Origin of the sequence: Archangium violaceum Cb vi76, from assembly GCF_000733295.1 — a bacterium.
Lineage (GTDB): Bacteria > Myxococcota > Myxococcia > Myxococcales > Myxococcaceae > Archangium > Archangium violaceum.
Genome location: NZ_JPMI01000036.1, coordinates 40,274 through 56,147 on the forward strand (window position 1 = coordinate 40,274; position 15,874 = coordinate 56,147).

General features: G+C 68.0%; 17 protein-coding genes and 1 pseudogene. 6 read left to right on the plus strand and 12 right to left on the minus strand.

Features of this window, described 5'->3' with window-relative positions:
• Positions 1 to 7 precede the first annotated feature (7 nt).
• The 4 genes and pseudogenes from Q664_RS06560 to Q664_RS06570 form a co-directional block, all read right to left on the minus strand.
• On the minus strand, positions 8 to 514 hold the full coding sequence (locus tag Q664_RS06560; RefSeq protein WP_052517747.1) for a permease: 507 nt from the start codon (positions 512 to 514) through the stop codon (positions 8 to 10).
• A complete protein-coding gene (locus tag Q664_RS62075; protein ID WP_052517748.1) occupies positions 511 to 2,703 on the minus strand; it encodes a PEP/pyruvate-binding domain-containing protein in 2,193 nt (730 codons plus the stop codon). The genes Q664_RS06560 and Q664_RS62075 overlap by 4 nt, the downstream gene beginning before the upstream one ends.
• Before the next feature lie 19 nt (positions 2,704 to 2,722).
• Positions 2,723 to 3,271: pseudogene (locus Q664_RS62080) on the minus strand (PEP/pyruvate-binding domain-containing protein); the annotation flags it as partial.
• Complete coding sequence (locus Q664_RS06570; protein WP_043391011.1) at positions 3,268 to 4,038, minus strand: TetR/AcrR family transcriptional regulator; 771 nt, start codon at positions 4,036 to 4,038, stop codon at positions 3,268 to 3,270. The gene Q664_RS06570 and the pseudogene Q664_RS62080, both read right to left, overlap by 4 nt.
• A gap of 172 nt (positions 4,039 to 4,210) precedes the next feature.
• Here Q664_RS06570 and Q664_RS06575 point away from each other — a divergent pair, with 172 nt between their 5' ends.
• Positions 4,211 to 4,831: a TetR/AcrR family transcriptional regulator gene (locus Q664_RS06575; RefSeq protein WP_043391059.1), complete on the plus strand. Its 621-nt coding sequence runs from the start codon at positions 4,211 to 4,213 to the stop codon at positions 4,829 to 4,831.
• 2 nt (positions 4,832 to 4,833) lie between these two features.
• Positions 4,834 to 5,322 (plus strand): VOC family protein, encoded by a 489-nt coding sequence (locus Q664_RS06580; RefSeq protein WP_152621944.1) that lies wholly within the window; start codon positions 4,834 to 4,836, stop codon positions 5,320 to 5,322.
• Between the two features lie 36 nt (positions 5,323 to 5,358).
• On the opposite strand, the gene Q664_RS54600 is transcribed toward Q664_RS06580, so the two are convergent.
• The 3 genes from Q664_RS54600 to Q664_RS06595 form a co-directional block, all read right to left on the minus strand.
• Positions 5,359 to 6,111, minus strand: a complete 753-nt coding sequence (locus tag Q664_RS54600; RefSeq protein WP_075207358.1) for an Imm52 family immunity protein — start codon at positions 6,109 to 6,111, stop codon at positions 5,359 to 5,361.
• A gap of 9 nt (positions 6,112 to 6,120) precedes the next feature.
• Positions 6,121 to 7,578: a Tox-REase-5 domain-containing protein gene (locus Q664_RS51665; RefSeq protein ID WP_052517749.1), complete on the minus strand. Its 1,458-nt coding sequence runs from the start codon at positions 7,576 to 7,578 to the stop codon at positions 6,121 to 6,123.
• A gap of 263 nt (positions 7,579 to 7,841) precedes the next feature.
• The gene (locus tag Q664_RS06595; RefSeq protein ID WP_043391018.1) at positions 7,842 to 8,024 is read right to left on the minus strand and encodes a ribbon-helix-helix protein; all 183 of its coding nucleotides are present in this window, start codon (positions 8,022 to 8,024) and stop codon (positions 7,842 to 7,844) included.
• 236 nt (positions 8,025 to 8,260) lie between these two features.
• Here Q664_RS06595 and Q664_RS06600 point away from each other — a divergent pair, with 236 nt between their 5' ends.
• Positions 8,261 to 8,449: a hypothetical protein gene (locus Q664_RS06600; RefSeq protein WP_043391021.1), complete on the plus strand. Its 189-nt coding sequence runs from the start codon at positions 8,261 to 8,263 to the stop codon at positions 8,447 to 8,449.
• Positions 8,446 to 8,928: a hypothetical protein gene (locus Q664_RS06605; RefSeq protein ID WP_043391023.1), complete on the plus strand. Its 483-nt coding sequence runs from the start codon at positions 8,446 to 8,448 to the stop codon at positions 8,926 to 8,928. Before Q664_RS06600 ends, Q664_RS06605 begins: the two co-directional genes overlap by 4 nt.
• On the opposite strand, the gene Q664_RS06610 is transcribed toward Q664_RS06605, so the two are convergent.
• The 3 genes from Q664_RS06610 to Q664_RS06620 form a co-directional block, all read right to left on the minus strand.
• Positions 8,891 to 10,231, minus strand: coding sequence for a hypothetical protein (locus Q664_RS06610; RefSeq protein WP_043391025.1), 1,341 nt, complete (start codon positions 10,229 to 10,231; stop codon positions 8,891 to 8,893). The two genes, Q664_RS06605 and Q664_RS06610, sit on opposite strands and share 38 nt — an antisense overlap.
• Positions 10,228 to 10,704 carry a hypothetical protein gene (locus tag Q664_RS06615; RefSeq protein WP_043391027.1) on the minus strand — a complete coding sequence of 159 codons (477 nt, stop codon included), beginning with the start codon at positions 10,702 to 10,704 and terminating at the stop codon, positions 10,228 to 10,230. The genes Q664_RS06610 and Q664_RS06615 overlap by 4 nt, the downstream gene beginning before the upstream one ends.
• A gap of 61 nt (positions 10,705 to 10,765) precedes the next feature.
• Positions 10,766 to 11,986, minus strand: a complete 1,221-nt coding sequence (locus Q664_RS06620) for an RCC1 domain-containing protein (RefSeq protein ID WP_084609568.1) — start codon at positions 11,984 to 11,986, stop codon at positions 10,766 to 10,768.
• Positions 11,987 to 12,307: 321 nt separating this feature from the next.
• Here Q664_RS06620 and Q664_RS58880 point away from each other — a divergent pair, with 321 nt between their 5' ends.
• Positions 12,308 to 12,457, plus strand: coding sequence for a hypothetical protein (locus Q664_RS58880; RefSeq protein WP_160174352.1), 150 nt, complete (start codon positions 12,308 to 12,310; stop codon positions 12,455 to 12,457).
• Positions 12,458 to 12,470: 13 nt separating this feature from the next.
• On the opposite strand, the gene Q664_RS06625 is transcribed toward Q664_RS58880, so the two are convergent.
• Positions 12,471 to 12,818 (minus strand): hypothetical protein, encoded by a 348-nt coding sequence (locus Q664_RS06625; protein ID WP_043391030.1) that lies wholly within the window; start codon positions 12,816 to 12,818, stop codon positions 12,471 to 12,473.
• A 369-nt stretch (positions 12,819 to 13,187) separates the two neighbouring features.
• Positions 13,188 to 13,811 carry a peptide-methionine (S)-S-oxide reductase MsrA gene (msrA, locus tag Q664_RS06630; protein WP_200883670.1) on the minus strand — a complete coding sequence of 208 codons (624 nt, stop codon included), beginning with the start codon at positions 13,809 to 13,811 and terminating at the stop codon, positions 13,188 to 13,190.
• Positions 13,812 to 13,960: 149 nt separating this feature from the next.
• Here msrA and Q664_RS06635 point away from each other — a divergent pair.
• A partial coding sequence (locus tag Q664_RS06635) for a S8 family serine peptidase (RefSeq protein WP_043391032.1) occupies positions 13,961 to 15,874 on the plus strand: 1,914 nt, incomplete at its 3' end.

Here is a 15,874-nt window from a genome sequence, read left to right on the forward strand (position 1 = left end):
ATGGGACTCAGGTGCGTCCCATCAGCAAGGGCCCGAGCGCATGCGCCAGCAGCCCGGCCACGGGGGGAAGCACGAGTGACGCCAGCAGCCGCAGCCCCGTCAACCTGCCACCGTACATGGCGACCTCCATCGGCAGGCGGATGAAGGACAGCATGGACAGCGAGGTCAGGTAGGTGACGACCACGCCAAGCCCCGCTCCGGAGCGCACCAGCGCCGCCGCCAGGGGCATGCCAATGGGTCCTCCCCCCGGCGTGAGCGCACCCGCCACCCACGCCACTCCGATTCCCTTCCATCCCGCCTCGTCGGACAGCCAGTTCGCCACCAGCTCGCGCGGCAACAACACCTGCACGAAGCCGGTCAGCACGAAGACCACCACCAGCAGAGGCAGCAGGGTCACGCTCTCCTGCCCTCCCCGCTTCAGCCCCTCGTAGACCAGCGGCCAGCCCCCTTTCCAGGCCGCCAGCCCCACCACCCCCACCAGCATCAACCCGATGACGAGCAGTGCGCCCTTCATGCCGCACCTCCATCCAGCACCTCCACGAAGCCCCGTGTGCCGTCCACGCGGATGCGCTGGCCGGTGCGGATGCGCTGCGTGGCTCCCGTCACGCTGACCACGGCCGGAATGCCGTACTCGCGGGCCACGACCGAGCCGTGCGTCATGAGCCCTCCCACTTCCGTCACCAGGCCCGCCGCGTGGACGAACAGCGGCGTCCAGCCCGGATCCGTATGCGGGGCCACGAGGATCTCCCCGGCATGGAGCACCTCGCGCGCCGGATCGAGCACCACCCGCGCCAACCCCTCCACCACCCCGGCCGAGGCCGCCGTCCCCGACAAGGCCCCCGGCGGCAGATCCGCTCGCGCCGCCAGCGCGGGAATCTCTCCATCGCTCGCCATCACGAAGGGCGGTGAGCGTTTCGCGTCACGTCGCAGGGCCGCCCGCCGCTCCCCGGCCAGGGGACGCAGATCCGGCGTCTGGGCGGCCTCGAGCGCCGCGATCAACTCCTCGAAGCGGAACAGGTACACATCCTCCGCCGCGCCGAGCGCCCCGCGCTGGACCAGGAGCGCCCCGGCCTCGCGCACCGCGTCGCGCACGAGATCCAACACCCGGACGAGCAGGTACTTGGGGTGCTCTCGCAGCCCCATGCCCGTGCGGGTCACCTTCGCCCATCGGCGTGCCAGCCTTGCTCGCAGCCATCCGAACAGTCCGCCTCGTGATGCGGCGATCACGCGCTCCCCCGCGGCCTCCGCCTTGGCCGTCAGCGCCGCGTGGTGGGCCCGGTGCTCGCCCGCCGCCCGGTTCGCCGAGGCCGGCCCGAGGCCTCCGACGATGGCCGCGATGAGCGGCGCGGGCTCGTCCTTGTAGCGGGGCCGGGACAGATCCACCTCGCCAGGTCCCCGCATGCCATACCGCTCGAGGAAGGCCCGCCACGCATCGAGGAACGCGGGTCCTCCGTCCACGTCGCGCGCCGCGGCCAGGGCCACGGTGGCGGGACGGCTTCGCAGCAGCTCCGCCAGGGCCGGATACGGACGGACCCGATCCGTCAGATCGCCCACGGCCAGATCCATCTCGGTGGTGACGTTGCCGGGCAGGCCCCGCTCCAGCGCGGACAGGTCCTCCTCCGAACCGCCAATCACCCCGCGCCGGTTCAGATGGTGGAGGATCCGGTTCCCGAGGATCCCCACGCCGATGTTCGGCGCCACGAAGAGGACGACCTGGGTGAAGAGCTCCGAGAGTGCACGCCGCGCCTCGCGCAGCCGCGCCGCGCCCGGGGCCGCCGCCGCGAGCCGGGCACGCACCCCGGCGACCCGCGATTCGCTGAAGGACTCCACTCCGGGCTGGAGCCGGGTGGGATCCACGATGAACAACCGGGCCAGCACACGCGCCAGGATGGGGACGGCGAAGCGGCCCACGCCCCTCATCGTGGCCCTCTCGCCATTCACGCCGTGCTGGAAGGCCGGCCGGCCCATCAATGTCTCCAGGCCCTGGCCCACCTTCTCGTAGACATGGCCGAGGATGCCCGTGAACACGTGCCGCAGGATGGGATGGCGCAGCACGGGCGTCAGATCCAGGAAGAGCCGGCTGCCCGCCACGGTGACGATCCGCGACTCGCCGGGAGCGCCCCCCGGGCCTGGCGACGCCCGGTCGAACGGAAGCAGCAACTGCCACACCTGGAGCGCGAGCGGCGGCATGGCGTCCGTCATCATCTGCACGTGGCCGAAGCTGGCGTAGGCGTGCAGACCCTCGTCTGAGGGCGCGGGCTCGGGCAGCGGGTACAGGCTCGTGATGGGCCGCGTCTGGACCACGTAGAGCCGCCCCGCCTCGATGCACCACTCGATGTCCTGCGGCTTGCCGTAGTGCTTTTCGATCCGCACGCCCATCGCGACCAGCTCCCGCAGGGCCGCGTCATCGAGCGCCCGCGCCTGGCGGACGGCTTCGGGCAGACGCTCCTCCCAGGTGCCACCCTCGGGCCGGGGGCGGATGGCCAGGGCCTTGTCACCCACCCGGACCTCCAGCAGCGCTCCGGTCTCCTTGTCCACCTTGTACAGGTCGGCGTTGATGAGCCCGCTGACCAGCGCCTCGCCCAGGCCGAAGCCCGCGTCGATGGACACCGTCCGCCGCCGCCCGGTGATGGGATCGGCGGTGAACAGGATGCCGGACACCTCGGGCAACACCATGCGCTGCACCACCACGCTCAGCTTCACCCCCCGACTGGCCGAAGCCGTTCCGGGCCCGGTACAGCACCGCGCGATCGGTGAACAGCGACACCCAGCACCGCCGGACGGCGTCGATCAGTGCCTCGGCTCCGCGGATGTTCAGATAGGTGTCCTGCTGGCCCGCGAAGCTGGCGTCCGGCAGATCCTCCGCCGTGGCGCTGGAGCGCACCGCCCACGAGGCCTCGGCTCCCAGCGTTCTCCAGGCACCGAGCACGGCGTCCGCCACGGCCTGGGGAACGGGCGCTCGGCCGAGCACGTCGCGCGTGGAGCTGGCGACATGGCGGGCCGCCTCCACGTCCGTCCCATCCAGCGCCTCCAGTTCCGCGTACAGCGCCTGGAGCTCCTCACTTCCGGCCAGGAACGCATCGAAAGCGGCCGTCGTGACACAGAAGCCGGGAGGCACCGGGAACCCGGCGCGAGCCATCTCGCCCAGGTTGGCCCCCTTCCCTCCCACGCGGGGCAGATCCGCCGCGGAGATGCACTCGAAGGGAAGGATCAGCGGTTCCGTTCCCACGGACAGGGAAGCGGACAGGGGGACGGATTCAGCTGCGCTCATGGAGTCCTCCGAGCAGTGGACGTGAGTCCATCGAGGAACACGTGGGTGATGAAGCGGGCGGTCTCTTCCGGGTCCGGCAGGGGTCCGCCTTCCAGTACCGGGCCCGCGACGAAGGCGAAGATCATTCCGGCGAAGGCCTGGGCCATGCGCTGGGGCTCGTGCGGCCCGAGCGCACCGCTGGCCGCGTAGGACTCCAGCAGCCGGGTGAGGATCGTCCGGGCGCGCATCGGGGGCGTGTTCAGGAACTCGGCCCAGGGCCCACCACGCATCCGCTCCAGCATCGCCAGCTTGAGCAGATCCAGATCCTCCGCCGCGTACCGCATCACCGTGGCGGCGACGCGCTCCAGATCGGCCCGCAGATCTCCCGTGGGATGGAGCGCCACCTCGCGCATGGCGCGGCGCGGTCCGATATGCCCGGCGAACGAGCTGATGAGTCCCTTCTTGTCTCCGAACTGGCGATAGACCGTCGCGGGACCCACGCCGGCCTCGCGGGCGACGTCCTCGAGCGTGGCCGCCTCGAAGCCGGCCCGGGTGAACACCACGCGGCACGCCGCGAGGATCCGCTCCCGCGCATCCACCCGCTGCCCCACCTCCACCCCCTGCTCCGACAGCGCGGCGAGCACCGCCTCCCGGCTGCCCGCCTGCCGGTACAGCGTGGCGCGTGACAGCCCGGACTCCCGGGCCAGGTCATCCATGGTGAACCCGTCCGGCCCATGCAGGGCGACCAGGCGGGCAGCGGCGTCGGCGATGTTCTCGGGCAGGGGCATGGCTCGCTGAATCAGTACGAGAGATAGATATCTCTCTCGTCTCATCTCCGTCAAGACGGAGTGAGAGACAGCCCTCTCGTGACGTATCACCCGCTCGGGGCAGGCTTTTTCAGAGGGGGATTGACGCCATACCGACTGGTTGGTACCTATAAACCAACCAGTCGGTATGCCCATGGACCCCTCCGAGCTCCAACACCAGTCCAAGACGAAGTTCCTCGACGCGGCCCTCCAGGTCATCCGGAGCAAGGGCTACACGGCGACGCGGGTCGAGGACGTGTGCGCGGTGGCGGGCCTCACCAAGGGGAGCTTCTTCCACCACTTCAAGAGCAAGGAAGAGCTGGCGATCGCGGCGGCGGATCACTTCGCGGCCATGGCGGATCGCCTGTTCGCCTCGGCGCCCTATCAGCGCGCGGAGGATCCCCTGGAGCGGCTGCTGGGCTACGTGGACTTCCGCATGGGAATTCTCCGGGGCACGCTGCCGGACTACACGTGCCTGCTCGGGACGATGGTGCAGGAGGCGTACGACACGCACCCGGCCATCCGCGCCACCTGTGACAAGCACCTGAGCTCGCACGCCACGATGCTGGCGCGGGACATCGCCGAGGCGAAGGCGCGCTACGTGCCGGACGCGCCGTGGACGCCGGAGAGCCTAGGGCTGTTCATGCAGACGGTCATCCAGGGCGCGTTCATTCTCGCCAAGGCGAAGCAGGGCCCCGAGGTCGCGGCCGAGTCCCTGCGTCACCTGCGCCGGTATCTCGAAACGCAGTTCACCCCCGCAGCACAAGGAGCATGACCATGGCGGCCATCGAGCAGAAGATCACCCCGTTCCTGTGGTTCAACACGGAGGCGGAGGAGGCGGCGAACTTCTACGTGTCGCTCTTCAAGGACTCGAAGATCCTGAGCGTGTCGCGCTATGGCGACGCGGGGCCGGGCCCCAAGGGGTCGGCCATGGTGGTGGACTTCCAGCTGGCGGGCCAGCGGATCCAGGCGTTGAACGGCGGCCCGATCTTCAAGTTCACCGAGGCCATCTCCCTGATGGTGAGCTGTGACTCCCAGGAAGAGGTGGACATGCTGTGGTCCAAGCTGACCGCGAACGGGGGGCAGGAAAGCCAGTGCGGCTGGCTCAAGGACAAGTACGGCCTGTCCTGGCAGATCGTCCCGAAGCGGTTCGTGGAGCTGATGCAGGACAAGGACCCGAAGCGCACGCAGCGCGTGGTGCAGGCCATGATGACGATGAAGAAGTTCGACATCGCGCGCCTCGAGCAGGCGTACGCGCAGGCCTGAGTAGGTGACCAAAACAAGTGCGGGGATGCCGGAGCATCAGCGGTGCGGGTCCTCCGGCTCGGGCGCGGGGCGTTGGATGAACCCCGCGCGGTCGAGCATGTCGCGGATGCGCCGGGTGAAGGCCACGTGCTCGGGGTTGCTGGCCGTCATGGGCTCGGGGGAAAGGATGAGGAGCCAGCCCAGGGTCCCCACCGGCTCGATGAGCACGGGCGCGGGCAGTGGGGGCAGGGTTCCCAATTGGCGCGACAGGTACGTCAGCCAGCCGATCCGGACGTCTCCCATCTTCCTCTCCACGAGCGCCACCATCTCACTCGAGGTAGCCACTGCGAAGTCAGGGTCCCAGGCGGTGGCCATGCTGGTGAGCATCTCGGCCAACACCGGGGGCTGCAGCAGCAGGCGCTGGAGCACGGCGCCTGTTCTGGCCAACTCCAACAGGCACACGTTAGGGCCTCCCCACGGTGAGTATTTGCCGCAAGTCAGGTGGATGTCAGTGGCATCTTTCTTCGCATTCCACATGCTCCGGCTGAATCCCAGATCCTCGACGGGTTCCTTGCCAATGGCGGTACGGCTCCTGCTCTTCAGAAAGAGTTTCTCCAACTCCTTTGCTTCCGGGACAACCGGCGAGCCCGGCAGCCCGCGAGGAAAGCTCCGGCCCGCCATGTACCACTGAGCGAACGATGGCTCGCACCGCGCCAGCATGTGGAGGAAGCGTTCCATGCGCCCAGCGCACTCCTGTGCCGTTTCCCGACGGGGTCCCCAGTACGCCCCCACATAGTAGTTCTCTGCCACGACTGCTCCTCACCGGGCTGGCGATAGATGGTGGATGGTGATTTTCCATCCTCTGTCACCGAAGAGTTTGCGAAGGAACTCCGCGACTTTGGGATCGGCCACATACCAGGCCAGTGGCAGCTTCACCCGCTCGGCGGTTTTCGACTGATTGAGGGCCTGGTCCATCATCTCGTCGAACTTCCCGGAGTTCTTGTACCAGTACTTGGGGGTGCCATCTTCGTTGAAGAAGCTGACGTAGTTGGGTCCCTTGGCTTCCTGCAGCTCCTTGCCGGTGAAACCGTCGAACTCCACTCCGTCCACGTCGTACACTCGCCATGCGGGTTGCCCCGTCACCTGCTCCTGATAGTCCAGCGCGTCCTCGGAGCGGGTGGTGGGCTTCTTGTAGATCCACTTCCCAGGCCCTTTTGGAGGGGGCGCCTTGCCCGCTTCGCCGCTCCCGCCTCGGGTGTTGCCCTTGGCGCCGCCCGCCATGTGGAGGATGGAGAGCGAGCCCAGCTCCACGCCCACGGTGGTAGTCATCGTGCCCGCCGCCACCACTTCTCTGGCCAGCAGTAGCTCGCCCTGGGCCGAGAGCGACAGCACCGGCAGCTCCGCCCCCAGTCCGCCCATGCGCCCCATCGTGCCCACCGCGCCCTGACCACCCCCCAGCAGCATGAGCACGTGCGTGGACAGGCGCGCCGCCTCGCGTATCTGGTCCTGCAAGGACATGGCGCCATAGCGGGCGAAGTACTCGGGAGAGGAGGCGATGAGGAGCGCCACCGAGGAGGGAAGCTGGATGAGGTCCTCCCAGGTGCGGATGGGATGGAGGACGGAGTGGGCGAGCGCCACGGCCATTTCCCCCATGGCATCCTGGGAGCCGTCCAGCGCGGCGTTGAACCAGTCGCGCTCCAGGCCCAACTCGGCCCAGGGAGGGGTGTTGGCGCGGCGCAGGACGTCGTTCACCGGGTAGAGGACGCCGCCGTGCGAGAAGTAGAAGTCGCCCACGATGAGCCTGCCCACCCTCCACTCGCCCTCCTCCAGCTTCACCTGCCCCAGACGCTGAAGTGGCGCTCCGGTGAGCGCGGCCACCCCGTAGCCATCCGGGCGCACCATCACCAGGCGCGAGAAACGCCGGGTGCGGCGCACCAACTCCGCGTAGTCCACGCGCTCGCCGTCCTCGAGCACCTCGCCCAGCAGCCAGCAGAGGGCCCGGCGCGGAGCGAAGCTCCTCGGCGTCACGGGGGTCTTCGCCAGGCGGCCCAGGAGTTGGTGCGCCTGCTCCAGTTGGAGCGCCGCGCCCACCGGGTGACGCGACTCTTCCTGCAATCCACTGGCCTCCTGCACCACATGGAAGGAGTCCGCCTTCTCGAAGAAGCCTCCCGCGCTGCCCGCGGAGCCGGCGCGTCCCGTAGCGCACCCGCTCAGTACCACCAGTACCGCTAGGGCCAGGATGGACGGACCGCCGCTGTTCTTCGTGGTAGGGTTCATCCAAGACATTTCGTTTCCTCGGGCTGATTCACATCTCACGTGGGCCAAGAGCCTGCGACGGCGAAGCCAGCGCCACCGGTTGAATTGTAAGCGGATGACTCGGCTCTCGAACCGGGGGCTGCCGCCCGTGAAGGCCCGGCATCCCTGGCCCGAAGATATCGATTCTACGCCAAGACCCAAGACAGGATCCCAGTGCGGAAATTCCGCTTGCTGGGCTCCGGTGCGGACGGGAGCGGCCTCAGCCGAAAACGGTGAAGGGCCGTCTACTTCGACCGGTTCTGCTGGACCTTGAACCTTCCGTCGAGCCAGCCATTCAGTAGCTCCTCGACAAGCTGCTGGAGGCTGATGTCCTTCTCGGCGGCCTTCACCTTGACCCTGGTAAAGAACTCCTGATCGACCTTGATATTAATCTGCCGCTTTGTCTCTACGTCTTCCTTCATGCTCATGCGAACAGTGATCCTTTTGTCAATTTGAGTAGAAGGGTACTCCAGTACCTTGGTATCAAAGTAGCTTCGTAGGTGTCAAGGCGTAGCCCCTGAGACATACTCTCGCTTTCACAAGCCCTCTTGATTTCGGAGCGACCCGGGATTGAGCGAAGGACATCGCGCGCCTCGAGCAGGCATACGCACAGGCTTGGCGGCCCCCACCGGGAGCGAACTTCGCGGTAGACTTGACTTGTGGGGTGCGACTCCTTGCCCGTGTAGTCCTCGGTCTGCTCCTCCTGGTCGCTTCCGTGTCCTTCGCCGCCGAGCCTCCGGCGGAGGGAATGATCCTCGGACAGGTGACGGACGCGGAGACCAGCAGACGCCTCGCGAAGATCGTCGTGACCGCGACCCCGACCCAGGCCACGCCGCAGGTCGGGGCGGCATGAGCCGCTCCTTCGATGGCCTCGCCACCCTCGCGCTCGGCACCTGGGCGGAGGCGTACGGCATATCCATCTGGGGCGCGTCTGCCTTCGAGAATCGCTACGTGCTGGATGGCTTCTCCGTCCAGGATCCGTTCCTGGGCATCAACGCCCTGCCGCTGAGCCGCGAATTCATCGAGGCGCTGGAGATCCACACCGGGGGAGCCATGGCGGAGGATGGCCACACGTCAGGTGGCACCCTCCTGGCGAGGACCCGGAAGAACATCCAGTCGAGTCCTGGTGGCTCGCTGTTCGGCACGTGGATGCCGGATCCACTGCAAGCCACTCCCACGCCCACGTCCGGGTCCACCTGGAGCATCCGGGGGCGGAACCGCGTCTCGTCCCAGGCGGACGTGGGAGGCACACTGGGCGGCCCGCTGGTGAAGGACAGTTTGTGGTGGAGTTTCATCACCGGTGCCGCTCGGCCACGCGGTAGAGATGGGTGAGGGAGCAGTCCAGGAGTGACTGGCGCGAGCGCATGTAGTTACGGGCCCGGACGAAGGGGAGCCAGACGCGGTTGCCCACGAGGACCTGTGTCTCCTCGAGCCTCCGGCGCGGAATCCACCGGCCACCGAGGTTGCGCACCAGCACCTCACCCAGGTACGCGCCAATGGCGGGCACGGCGTGCTCGTCAATGACTTCCCGCAGGCGGCTCTTCGGGAATTCCTCTCGCCAGAAGTAGAAGTCGGCATCCGTGAGCGACTCGGGCGTGGCCTCGAGGACAGAAGGAACCTCCGAGTGCAGCAGCGCCACGAGGTGCTCGGCGAGGGTGCTGAGATGCTCGCGAGCGCGATCCATGTCCTCTACGTCCGGAGGCAGGGCGGAGTCGGCGGGGCGCCACTCCTCGGGCTCGGGGGGTTGCCACGCGTTGAGTTCGGCGATTCTGCGCTGGCGCTCGTGACTGGCGGCGCGGTCCACCACACGTGAGAGGAGCGGAGCCAGGTCCGGGTGGAAGCGGGGCTCCACAGGGGCCAGCCTGGCACTGCGCTCATGCAGGGCTCGCAGGATGGCGTCGAAGTCGAGATCCGGCCGGAGGTGGGCGTGGGTTCGGGCCTGAGCAAGCCGTGCCTCCTTGGTGGCGAAATCGGCTGCGGTGGGCCACGTCACCAGGAGGATGGAGCCGTTGGGGAGTTCCTCCGCCCGGTGGGCGGGGGTCGACAGCATGCGCTCGCGGCCCACGGTTTCCACCAGCTTGGGGCCGAAGACGTTGAGCCAGAACACTTCGTAGATCTTGTCGAAACCGTCCCTGTACTCAGTCTCGTCATCGCGGCCGAAATTGGGAGAGCCCGCCAACTCCCCATCATCGCTGCTATGGGCCATTGCATGCGCGACCAGATAGCGAGAGGCCCAGACCCGCACCATCTCCACGAATTTCCGGCACCGATCCGCCTCCGCGAAGAAGGAGAGCGGCTTCACCTTGATGATGATGCCCACTTCGGGTGGAAGAAGAGGTGGGAATGAGAGCGAGAGCGACATGTCCAAGGCGGGCCACGCTGTTCGATAGAGCCCGAGCCCCGATGTTCTTTCGCTGCGCCGCTCCTCCAGTGCCCTCCAGACGGACGCAGGGGAGTACTTCCGTTGCCGACTGCCATTGACGACATCCGGCATCCACCCGTCGGCGTACTCCTCGAGCGCCTGGAGAAAGGGCTCCAATTCCCGCTCCAGTGCCGTTTGTGGATTGAATGCCCCGTTGAACGATAACCGGAGGTAGTCCTCGCTCCTCGAACCGTAGAATTCCAGGACCTTCATCGGAACAGCACCTCCACTCCCGGAACCTCCTTCCGGGTTTCGTTCACGGCTGACCTCAAGTCGTTTGCGTTCTCAGGCTTGAGCTCGCCTCCCTCGTAGACGAGGCGGACCCGTTGGATGGGCACCTCGCTGCCTTCTGGGAGAATGCGCTGGAGGGAGTCCCGGCGGATTCGCAGCGTCTCGCCATACTTCGTCAAGGCTTCCTTCGCATCCGTAACGAGCTGCGCCTTCAGCTCATCATACTTCAGCCCCGAGAGGTTGCGGCTCTTGAAGCTGAACGTCTCCACGCGCCGCGGCCCTCCGCCGAGCCCGCCTTCCTCGATGACGAGCACATCCGCGTAGCGCAGGCCAGAGAGCGAGTCCTCGCCAAAGCGGACGAGACCTCGGACCGCCTGTCCGAGCTTGGAGTCCCGCTCCACACGGGCCGTGGGTTTCAGCCCCCTCTTCTCCAGCGCCACCTGGAAAGCGGGCAACAGCTCGAGGATTTCCTCCAGCCGCTTCTCCTGGGCCAGCAGGAAGAGAATCTCCCTCAGGTCATTGTTGTGGCTCGTGGTGGCTGTCGTCCAGCGTGGGCTGGCTCATGGAGGGGCACGGCAGCAGGACGCGAGTCGGAGTGAGCCGTGGCTCCGACGTTGCGGTCCCATCACCCACCGAGCCGAACAGGTTGTAGCCCCAGCCCCACGCGGAGCCATCCTTGCGCACCGCCAGCGAGTGGTAGTGTCCGGCGGCGATGGACACCACCTTGCCGAACTGGGGAACCGGCACGGGCGTGAGCCGGTTGATGCTCGTCCCGTCCCCCAGCTGTCCGCTGGAATTGTTACCCCAGGCCCAGAGGGTCCCGTTCTTCGCCAGGGCCAGGACATGGCCACTTCCGCCCGCGAGGGCCTTGAGCTTCGGGAGACCTGTCACCTGCATGGGAGTGGACCGGTTGGCCGTCGTCCCGTCCCCCAACTGGCCGCCCCAGTTGTCGCCCCAGGCCCAGACGCTCCCATCCAAGCGCAGCACCAGGTTGAAGGAGCGGCCGGCTTCGATGTACTTCACATCCGAGAGTCCAGGCACCTGCACGGGTCCTAAGCTCCAATCGCCAGCCATCGCACCTCCAAGCTGGCCGAAGGCGTTGTCGCCCCAGGCCCAGACGGTCCCATCCGCGCGCAGCGCCAGGGCATGCGCCTCCCCCGCGCTGATGGCCACCACGTCCACGAGGCCCGGTACCTGGACAGGCCTGAGCACATACCACTCGTAGGGCTCCACCAGCCCGAGTTGGCCACTCCAGTTCGCGCCCCAGGCCCAGACGGTCCCATCCGCGCGCAGCGCCAGGGAGAACCCGTAGCCCGCTGCGACGGACACCACGTTCGTGAGCTCCAACACCGGTGCCGCGGTGCTGCGCCATTGGTAGGTGCCATCTCCCAGCTCGCCGGACCCGTTGTTGCCCCAGGCCCAGACGGTCCCATCCGCGCGCCGTGCCAGGACGTGCTCGCCACCGGACGCGATGGCCACCACATTCGTCAGCCCCGCCATGGGTCTCGGGGCAGGCTCCTGGAAGAAGTAGAAGTACGGGCTGCCCCAGACCCAGACGGTGCCGTCCTCACGCAGCAGCACGGAATCGTAGGCATGGCTGTCGACCCCGGTACTCGCGAGAGGCTCCCAGGGATTGCCATGCCGGCCCCGGGCAGCGGCTTCACCCCCCATCCCCAACAGCACCGAGAGCAGCGCTCCCAACAGCACACTTCCCCAACGGCTCTTCATTCGAAGCATTCGTCCCTCCACGTGTCCAATGGGTTGTCACGCCCCGGGCACACCCCGGCCCCGGCGGTCACCGCGACGGTGTCCGTCTGAAGCTCGAAGCTGGATGTGATCCGTGGCACCCGGCGCGTAGCAGTGGACGTGCCAGCGTCCCTCTGTCCGCGGAAGTGACTGAAATGCCTGAGCGCGCGCCGGGGCCTGTCCGGCCGGATGACGTTTCTCGCGCATGCGGGTGACGATTTTTGGAACTCAACACGTCAGCGCCCCGGTGGTGACGGGTACGAACTCCCGGCCCGCTCGCGCCCCACCCGGCGGGAGATTCCCCGGGTGGAGGTGACGGGGAATCCGGCGGTGGAGCGCGAGCCGCAGGTCTGGGTGTATGGCTGGGGAGTCCAGGCCACCCAGGGACTGCTGAAGCTGCTGGACCAGGCGATCCGCGAGCAGGTGGACGCCCTCCCCTGGGAGTGGCGCAGGGCGGGCTGAGGGGCCAGGCCGTCTATTGCGAGCCCTCGCGCGTCGGGCCTTCGTCGATGATCACGGACTGGGCGCCGTCCGTCTCTTGCAGACCCCGCCAGGTGTCCGACTGGGTCCTCGTCACGGTATTTCCCGGAGCGATCTCGGGCGCCCAGATCCGGCCGTCGCCCGTCGTCACCGTATGGCCCGCACCTCCCGTGGCCTCGCCGTTGTAGACGGTGGGGGCATCCGCGCGGCTCCGCTGGGCCACTTCCGTCTCATTCATGAGGTCTTCCAGGGGCAACTCGCCCTCCGCCAGCGCGCCTGAGCTGCTGGCGCAGCCCGATAGGCCGAGCACTCCGATGGCAATCAGGGCAGGGAGCTTTTTCATGGGGGAACTCCTTGTGAGGGGTCACCCCAAAAGTGCGGCCCGCTGCTGCAGGAGCAAAGGGGAGACTGGTAGCGAGCAGGGAGCACCGCCCGCTCCCCTCCCCCACGAGGGCCTTTCCCCCGGCTCCCTCCACACGGAATGAAGCTCAGCATCAGCTTTCCTGACGGGAGAGATCCAATTCCTGGGAATTCCTTCGATCCACCCGGACCATGCGGACCCTGGTGACGTTGCTCGTGGCGGGACGGGTACTCACGGCCTGTGAGCGCCCCGCCGAGCGGGCCGCCGCGACGACGGCGACCGGCTCGTTGGCCACCGGCCGGAGCGGCGGCGGGCCCCAGGAGACGGGGCCCGCCGTGCGCCTCGCGCTGCTCAGTCCCGCATGTAGTGGCAGGTGTAACCGTTGGGGTTCTTCACCAGGTAGTCCTGGTGATACGCCTCGGCCGGGGTGAACTCGCCCGCGGGGGTGATGGCGGTGACGACCGGGCGCGGCCACTTGCCCGACTTGTCCACCCGGGCCTTCACCGCCTCGGCCACCCGGCGCTGCTCCTCCGAGACGTAGAAGATGGCGGAGCGGTACTGCGTGCCCACGTCATTGCCCTGCCGGTTGAGCGTCGTCGGATCGTGCATGCGGAAGAACCACCTCTCCAGCAGGGTCTCGTACGTCAGCACCTTCGGGTTGAAGACGACGCGCACGGACTCCGCGTGCCCCGTCTTCCCCTTGCTCACGTCGGCATAGGTGGGGTGGGAGAAGGTGCCGCCCGTGTAGCCGACCTCCGTCTCCACGACGCCCGGAATCTTTCGCAGCAGATCCTCCATTCCCCAGAAACACCCTCCGGCCAGGTAGGCCGTCTCCGTCAGGGCTTCCTTGACGGTGGGGGCAGGCGTCCGGGTGGCGGGCGGAGCGCCATATGCCTCGGTCAACGCGCTCGACACCACGAGCAGGGCCAGGGCCACGGGCAACCAGGGGAGAGCAACACGGCGGGTGGGTGACATGGGGTCGGACTCCAGACGCCCGGAGTGGGCGCTCCTGGCGGATACGCGGGACCCTCCCGTGAGGTTTCCGCACGGGGGCGGATCCAATTTCCCTGCATTTGTTCAATTCAAGGAAAACGGATTTCATTCCTTCGAGGGGGAGAAGACCCATGCGGACCCTGGTGCCACTGCTCGCGGCGGGACTCGTGCTCGCGTCCTGTGAGCGGACGAAGCCTGTTGAACCCACGCTCGACATCGAGGCCACGGTGAAGCCGCCGAGGTCCTTCGTGGCGGGAAGCCGGCTGCTGAAGACGGAGAAGGCGGTCCCGGGCCGGTACATCGTCGTCCTCGACGAGACGGCCACGAGGTCCATGGACAAGGCCGGGGGGGAGCCGCTGGCGAAGCAGCTCGCCACGCTCCACGGGGCCTCCGTGAAGCACGTGTACTCGCGGGCCCTCCAGGGCTTCTCCGCGACGATGACCGAGGCCGCCGCGCTGAAGCTGAGCAACGACCCGCGCGTGCGCTACGTGGAGGAGGACGCCGAGCTCTCCCTCCAGGGCACGCAGGCGAACGCGCCCTGGGGGCTGGACCGCATCGATCAGCGCGAGCGGCCACTGGACGGGACATACACGTACGACGCCACCGGCAGCGGGGTCCACGTCTACGTCATCGACTCGGGCATCCGCTTCACCCACGCCGAGTTCGGTGGGCGGGCGGTGCCTGGCTTCAGCGCCATCGCGGACGGCAACGGCTCGGGCGACTGCCATGGCCACGGCACGCACGTGGCGGGGACGATTGGCGGTGCGACCTACGGCGTGGCCAAGGACGTGACCCTGCACTCCGTGAGGGTGACGGACTGCGTGGGCGGGGGCAGCGCGTCCACGCTGATCGCGGGCATCGACTGGGTGACCGCCAACCATGTGAAGCCGGCGGTGGCCAACGTCAGCCTGTCCGCCTCCACGTCGACGTCCCTGGACGAGGCGGTCACCCGCTCCATCAACGCCGGAGTCACCTACACGGTCGCGGCGGGCGACCAGCAGCAGCACGTGTGTTACCGGTCTCCGGGCCGGGTTCCCGCCGCGCTGACGGTCGGGACGAGCGACGCCAACGACACGCCCTACCTCTTCACCAACTCCGGCGGCTGCCTGGACTTCTTCGCGCCGGGCGTGGACATCCCCTCGGCCTGGAGCACCAACGACACCAGCACGTACACGCTCACCGGCAGCTCGTCGGCGGCCGCGCACACGGCGGGAGTGGTGGCGCTCTACCTGGAAGGCCATCCCCTGGCCACGCCGGGTGAGGTGTCCACCCGGCTCACCAGCCGCGCGACGCCCGGCGTGCTGCCGCTCTACCCGAACGCCGAGTCCCCGAACCGGCTCCTGTACGCGCTCGGCAACGGGGCGGATCAGACTCCGCCGCAGATCACCCTCACGGGGCCCTCCGCGGGCGCGACGGTGAGCGGCACGGTGACCCTCACCGCCTCGGTGATGGATGAATCGGGGATCGCCCGGGTCGAGTTCTACGCCGACGGCCGGAAGATCGGCTCGGATGACACGGCGCCCTACGCGCTGAGTTGGAGCAGCCTCGATGCCATCAACGGCCCGGTGGTGTTCACCGCCCGGGCCTCGGACGTCCACGAGAACCAGGGCGTGAGCGCCCCGGTCGAGGTGACGCTCGCGAACGCCGGGCAGGCGGAGTTCGATGCCACCTGGGGGGCGCCCTTCTGCGCGGCCGTGGGCAACCGGTGCGACTCGGGGCGGCTCCTGGAGGGCCGGGGAATCGCCGGTCCCGAGGCCGGCGCCGAGCCCCACCAGCCCAACACCCTGGGCGGCACCTGCCCGGACGGACAGGGCGGGACGTACCTGGATGATCCCTCGCTGGAGCGGCTGCTGATCTTCCCGAGCGATGGCACCACCTTCCAGGCGGGCAAGGAGGTGACGGTCCAGGCCACGGTCTTCGCGGAATTCAGCCCCTATCTCGGATACGAGCGCCTGGAGCTCTTCGCCGCGGCCGACGCGAGCAACCCCACCTGGATCCGGGTCGCCACGAGCATCTGGGCGACCCAGGCGGGCCGCCATGTCCTC

Excerpts from the sequence above, each read along its gene's own strand:
- Q664_RS06560 (WP_052517747.1), bottom strand. The coding sequence starts at position 514 with ATGAAGGGCGCACTGCTCGTCATCGGGTTGATGCTGGTGGGGGTGGTG.
- Q664_RS06570 (WP_043391011.1), bottom strand. The coding sequence starts at position 4,038 with ATGCCCCTGCCCGAGAACATCGCCGACGCCGCTGCCCGCCTGGTCGCC.
- Q664_RS06575 (WP_043391059.1), top strand. The coding sequence starts at position 4,211 with ATGGACCCCTCCGAGCTCCAACACCAGTCCAAGACGAAGTTCCTCGAC.
- Q664_RS06580 (WP_152621944.1), top strand. The coding sequence starts at position 4,834 with ATGGCGGCCATCGAGCAGAAGATCACCCCGTTCCTGTGGTTCAACACG.
- Q664_RS51665 (WP_052517749.1), bottom strand. The coding sequence starts at position 7,578 with ATGAACCCTACCACGAAGAACAGCGGCGGTCCGTCCATCCTGGCCCTA.
- Q664_RS06595 (WP_043391018.1), bottom strand. The coding sequence starts at position 8,024 with ATGAGCATGAAGGAAGACGTAGAGACAAAGCGGCAGATTAATATCAAG.
- Q664_RS06605 (WP_043391023.1), top strand. The coding sequence starts at position 8,446 with ATGAGCCGCTCCTTCGATGGCCTCGCCACCCTCGCGCTCGGCACCTGG.
- Q664_RS06610 (WP_043391025.1), bottom strand. The coding sequence starts at position 10,231 with ATGAAGGTCCTGGAATTCTACGGTTCGAGGAGCGAGGACTACCTCCGG.
- Q664_RS06620 (WP_084609568.1), bottom strand. The coding sequence starts at position 11,986 with ATGCTTCGAATGAAGAGCCGTTGGGGAAGTGTGCTGTTGGGAGCGCTG.
- Q664_RS06625 (WP_043391030.1), bottom strand. The coding sequence starts at position 12,818 with ATGAAAAAGCTCCCTGCCCTGATTGCCATCGGAGTGCTCGGCCTATCG.
- msrA (WP_200883670.1), bottom strand. The coding sequence starts at position 13,811 with ATGTCACCCACCCGCCGTGTTGCTCTCCCCTGGTTGCCCGTGGCCCTG.